Annotated in this window: 1 protein-coding gene and 2 pseudogenes; 2 read left to right on the top strand and 1 reads right to left on the bottom strand. The window is 65.6% G+C overall.

Going from position 1 to position 6,087, the window contains the following annotated elements; genetic code table 11:
* Positions 1–378 precede the first annotated feature (378 nt).
* Positions 379–912 (top strand): annotated as a pseudogene (locus O145_RS02110) (IS1634 family transposase); the annotation flags it as partial.
* A 43-nt stretch (positions 913–955) separates the two neighbouring features.
* Positions 956–1,531: pseudogene (locus O145_RS02115) on the top strand (ATP-binding cassette domain-containing protein); the annotation flags it as partial.
* Between the two features lie 71 nt (positions 1,532–1,602).
* Here O145_RS02115 and O145_RS16335 read toward each other — a convergent pair.
* Positions 1,603–6,033 carry a beta-ketoacyl synthase N-terminal-like domain-containing protein gene (locus O145_RS16335; RefSeq protein ID WP_052374537.1) on the bottom strand — a complete coding sequence of 1,477 codons (4,431 nt, stop codon included), beginning with the start codon at positions 6,031–6,033 and terminating at the stop codon, positions 1,603–1,605.
* Positions 6,034–6,087 lie beyond the last annotated feature (54 nt).

A 6,087-nucleotide genomic window follows, 5' to 3' on the forward strand; every position in this document is an offset into this window, starting at 1 on the left:
TCCTGTCTACCGCGGTGGACGCAGCGCGTACCGGGCGCCTACCGGGACCCTCTGGGCGAAGGTAAGGAAGCCGCTTTTCTCGGAGCTCGCTTCCCCACTCCTGGCCTCTCGCAGCCAGGCGCGCAGCCTCCTGCTCTCCGCCGACTGCTCCGCACCGACCTCGGAGTCCACAGACTCCGAGTGGTCCTTCCGCCATCTCCTGACCCAGTTCCCCACCGCCCCAAGGAACCAGCCCGCAGGACCTCGCCACCTCCGCGATAGTCCGGTCCTTCTCGACTACCTCAAGGACCACCTGCTCCTTGAGCTCACTACTGAGTCTCTGTGCCGACATAATCAGATTATACCTCATCTCTCAAAACAGTACTCTTTCCACCACTGTCCAAGAAACACCAGGCACCTCACCACACCCTAGACGCCCAGGTGGAACGAGCCCGGGACGTCGTCAACGGCAACAGGCGCGCCAAGACCACCCGGTTCGTCACCATCCGCGCCGGCAACCAGGTCCTGGACGAGGACCGCATCGCCCGGGCCCGGAGCCTGGCCGGTCTCAAGGGCTGTGTCACCAGCATCCCCGCCAGCACCATGCCCGCCCAGGAGGTGATCACCTCCTACCACGAGCTGTGGCACGTCGAGCAGTCATTCCCCACGAGCAAGCACGACCTGGCCGCCCGCCCCGTCCTCCACCACACCCGCGACGCCACCGAGGCCCACCTGACCATCGTCACCGCCGCCCTGGCCGTCGCCCGCCATCTCCAGAACGCCACCGGGATGAGCATCAAAAGAATCATCCAAGAACTACGCGGCCTACAAGAAATCACCATCACCATCAATGGCCATCACTTAACCGCCCACCCTCAACATACAAAAACCGCACGAAAAATTCTCAGCAGCCTAACACCCCCAGGGCACTAAACCGGCACGAGTCAGGTCTGACGGCCGCCGGTTCGTCCTCGCCGCGCCCGAGAGATGGGCGTTGGTGGGTGGCAACGGCGTCGGGAAGACGACGCTGCTGCGGACGCTGCTCGGCATAAGTCAAGCGAACCCTCGCCCAGCGGCGTCCGGACGTCTGCTCACCGACCGCATCGGCTACCTCGACCAGCGGCTCGCCCTCGACGACGCCAAGTCAGCGTTCGAACTGGTCAGCGGGGCGGCACCACAGCGACTCCCCCACGACACCTACGAGGGGCTCGCCCGATTCCTGCTGCGCGGCGACGCGATCCACCGACCCGCCAGGACGCTGTCGGGCGGCGAGCGCTTCCGGGTCGCGCTCGCCCGCGTCCTGCTGGCCGTGCCGCCACCGGAGCTGCTGGTCCTCGACGAGCCGACCAACAACCTCGACCTCGACTCCGTCGACCAGCTCGTGGACGCCCTCGGCTCGTACCGCGGTGCGTTGATCATCGTCAGCCACGACCGTCACCTGCTGTCCCGGCTCGGACTCGACCGGGTCCTCGATCTCTCCCCCGACGGCACGCTGCGCCCCAGCGAAATCGGGGCTTCACCATCGCCGGAATCGCCGCCGATGTATCGGTAGCTCCCAAGCATTTCGCGCACGTCGCTCACGCCGCGACACTGACAAAGGGGTCCGGCGTGGCCGGGCCGCCTTCACGAGACTGAGTACAAGCGGTCACGAAGATCGTCCAGCAACTCCTGCTCGCTCTGGTCGTGGTGGAGGAAGAAGTGGTCGCCCTCGAACACGCGCAATGCGAAGGAGCCGCTGGTCAACCCCTCCCAAGCGCGCATCTCCTCCTCGACCACGAACGTGTCGCGGCGACCGTGGTAGCCAGCGATAGGAATCGTCAGACGCTCCTCGTCGGGGTCGAACTGATACGTGTGCACAAGCCGGAAGTCCGAGTACCCAACGGGTTTGAGTGCATCGCGCATCTCGTCATTGACCTCGATTCCGAAGCTCTCACTGATGTAGTCCTCGTACTCTTGGGACCGATCCTTCGGCATCTGGATCAACTCCTCCACCTCGGGGAGCGTATCGAAACCGAATTCCTGGAAGGATTCGACCACGCGGTCATAGACGGGGTTGGACCCGATCGACGGCGACGAGAATGCCCCCACGAACAAGTGCCGCAGCAACCCGTCGGATCGCTCGGCAAGACGATGGGCCAACCGGAAGGCCACCAAGGCCCCCACACTGTGCCCATAGATCGCGAAGGGCCGATCCATGTAGCCAGCGAGCACCTGCTCGAGCGCACCCACCGCTTCATCCATCTCGGAGATGGGGCGCTCGTTGATTCTGCCCTCCTTCCCGGGGAACTGCACGGGGCACACGTCGATGTCGTCGGGCAACAGGCTCTTCCACGAGGCGTACAGCGATGCGCCCTTGATGCCGTAGGGAATGCAGAAGAGCCGGGCGCGCGGTGCCGCGGTCAGACGCTCATGGGCCAGCCAGTCGCCGGGCTGCGTCGAATACTCGCCGGAGTGCCACGAGACCTGCTCGTCCGCTTCATCTCTGGAACCACTGTCATCGGCGCCGTTGATGATCCTCAGGATCGACGCACCCAGACTCTCGATGCTGGGTCCTTGGATGAGCAGTTCCAGCGAGAGCTGGACGCCAAATTCGTTCTTGACGGATCGGCGCAGTTCAAGCGCGGCAAGCGATTCCAATCCCAATTCCGCCAAGGAGACGTCGAGGGGGACATCGCCGTCCCCGTTGCCGAGGATGTCCTGGACGACCGCGACGAGGTGGCCACGAATCCGCGACTCCAGTTCTTCGTCCGCCTCGGAGCTGAGCCCACCCGCCCTCGCGTCCACGACGGTGCCGTCGTCACCAGGCACCCCCGCGACTTCGCCGGTCAGTTCCTTGGGGATGACACGCAGCCGCATTCCTTGACACCGGGTCATGTAGTTGCCGCTGCCGTCGTACACGTCGAAGTCGACGGAGATGGATCCGGCCTCCTGGTCATCGACGGCCCACAGATGGCACCAGACCTCTTCTCCCCAACGTCGGTCGGGAACCTCGAAGTGGGCGATGTCCACAGTGATGTAAAGGTCGTCGTCGGCCAGTTGGTCCCTGCCTGCGATCATGGCCAGTTGTGCACAGGCATCGAAGAACCCCGGCGACAGGTGCGCGGCCGCCGCACCCTCGGACGCCCGCGTGCGGATCCTGGCCAGCGCTTGCCGCGCGCCGATCCGCACCTCCTTGACCAGCCTCACCGAGGCCCCCACTTCGAATCCACGAGCGGCGTAGTCCCGGTAGAAGTCGCTGCCCTCCAAAGTCTGCGGGCACTGGTCCATGACCTCTTGGCGGCCCTCGCTGGTGACCTTCGGACGCATGGGGACGTGACGCGCATGGACGGTGCCTCGGGCGTGGAGCTCCCACACGTCACCGTTCGCCTCTCGACTGTGGAACTCGAACGGCTGCTTGCCCTGGTCGTCAGGGCTCCCCATCACCATCTGCACGAGGCGGTCGTCCGTCCCGGAGATGTGGAGCGCCTTCACGAACGTGAAATCCTCCACGATCATGTCACCGACCATGCCCAGTTCACGCAGTGCGTGCTCGACCATGCGGGTGTAGTAGCCGATGTGGAACAGGCCACCGGTGTCCGCGATCTCGGGAAGCAGCCAAGTGTTGATGCGAGCCTCGACCTGTCGGGTTGGCAGCGGCGACGCGACGAGGGAACCCGGGACCGTCTCCTGGGTCTGGCCGTCGGCGACCGCCACCGGATCCTCGAGGAAGAGCCGGTACTGGAAGGGGTAGGTCGGCAGATTGAGCATTCGCGCGGGCACGGTCTGGAAGAACCGCTGCCAGTCCATGTCCCACCCCTCCTGGGCCAGGCGCGAGACACCACTGGACAGCAGCTCCCAGGCACCCTCCGCTCCGCTCGCCGATGCGACGACGACCGTGTCCGTCCCAGCTCCGCCCAGTTCGCGGCCGGACACGTAGACCACGGCCCTGTAACCGCGTCCGAGAAGTGCGGTCATCTGCGCTGCGACGTCCAGAGGTGGGCATGGCTGGTTCCACGAGTCTGCGCCGGTCTGGGCACGACCGTCGGCGCAGATGAAACGCACTTGCGCGGGGCGCAACTCAACGTCCACCACAGGCCCCTGGCCATGCCTCTGGGCAAGAATCGCCAGGGCCTCGTCCTCGGTGAGCAGGCCAGCCACCACGGCTGCGGGGATGTCGCCGTCCCCTTCGGCGAGGACGGCTGCGGGTCGAATGCCCCAAGATGTCCACAATCGAGCGACGCCCAACTGAGCGGCAAAGTCCTGCGCCGCCCGCGTCAGCAGCTCGTCGCACGAGCCGTCGACGCCCGCCTGCTGATGGGCGTCCAGCCACTGGGCAACCTGGTTCCAGGTGTCGACAAACACCGACTCAGTGGCGAGCTCGTCGAGGATGGCCGAGGGCGCCTCGAGGTGACCGCCGAAGACCATGGCGATGTTGCCGCCTGCGCCTCGGCTGGAACGCCCCCTGTCGATGGCATCGGTTAGCTGCCGCACGGCGTCGTCGATCGACTTGACGCAGAATCCCCGCCGGACCCTGTGCTGGACGCGCCCTTCGCACATGGTTCGACACAGGCTCGCCAGCGAGGTCTCGGGCTGGGCTTCCACGTATAAGAGGAGCCGGCGCATGCTCTCGGCCAGCGGTTCATCCGCACGAGCCGACATCACCAGAGGATAGGCGGTCCTGTGACCGGGCTCGTCCGCCGCAGCATCATCGTTCTCGTCGGCCTGGGTGATGATTATGTGGGCATTCGTGCCGTTGAACCCAAAGGAACTGATCCCGGCCGCTCGGACAGCCGTGTCCGGCCAGGGCTCCAGGACCGTGGGAAACCTGACCGAGGAGACATCGGCCGTAATCCGGGAGTTCAGTTTCGTGAGGTGCACGTTCGGTGGCACTTGCGCGTGCCGCAACGACAGAACCGCCTTGATCAGTCCGGCGACGCCCGCCGCTGCTTCCAGATGCCCGACGACGGACTTGGCCGACCCCACCAACAGCGGGGCCTTCCTGCGCTCGCTCGCGTAGGACTCCAAGGCCGCACGTACCTCGATCGGGTCACCTAGAGGGGTCCCCGTGCCGTGCGCCTCGAGGTAATCGACCTGCTCGGGCTCCAATTGTGCCGATTCGAGCGCCTCAGAGATGAGTCGACGCTGGGCTGCTCCGTTGGGGACGGTGACGCCGCTGCTGTGCCCATCGTGGTTGATCGCGGTGCCGCGAATGACCGCGAGAATCGGTGATCCGTCCGCCTGGGCGTCGCTGAGTCGGCGCAGGACCACCATGCCGCACCCCTCCGACCTCACGTAGCCGTCAGCCGCCTCGTCGAAGACCTTGCACCGGCCATCCGGGGATAGCGCGTGCATCTTCGAGAGCATCACGAATGGCGCTGGGGAAAGCAGCGCATTGACCCCGCCCACGAGGGCCGCATCGATCTGCGCGCTGCGCAACGCCCCGACCGCCAAGTGGACCGCCACCAGCGACGACGAGCATGCGGTGTCGACGGCCAGCGCCGGACCGCTCAGGCCCAGGGTGTGTGAGATCCGGCCCACGGCGACGCTCATGACTGAGCCCGTGGCCGCATAGGGACCGATGTCCGTGTTGCGGGGCAAGGTGGCGTACTCGGAGGCCGTCGCACCGACGTACACGCCGATGCGATGCCCGGGCAGTCGATCGGAAGGCAGCGCCGCAGACTCCAAGGCCTCCCAGCTGGTCGTCAGCAGGAGTCGATGTTGGGGGTCCATCTCGCGTGTCTCCGCGTCCGAGATCGAGAAGAACGCGGGGTCGAACCGGTAGAGATCATCGGCAAGGAAACCGCCATCGGCGACGTACGTCTTTCCGGGAGCATCCGGATCTGTGTCCAGATACGCTTCGGCGCTCCAGCGATTGGCGGGCACTCGTGAGATGGCATCCCTGCCCGAGGCGACCAGATCCCAGTACTCGTCGGGATTGGAGACCCCACCCGGAAAGTGGCATGCCATCGCTGAGATCGCGATCGGCTCGGTGCCCCGGGACCTCGCCGCTTCGAGTTCATTCCTCAGTTCCTTAATCGTCAGCAGTGCCCGTCGGATCAATGTCTCGTCTTGCACGCTGGTCTCCTTTCGTCGGTGCTCGGCAGGGGTGGGGGTCGGGGATTGCAGGGC

Source organism: Actinomyces israelii DSM 43320, assembly GCF_000711965.1.
In the GTDB taxonomy this organism is placed as follows: domain Bacteria; phylum Actinomycetota; class Actinomycetes; order Actinomycetales; family Actinomycetaceae; genus Actinomyces; species Actinomyces israelii.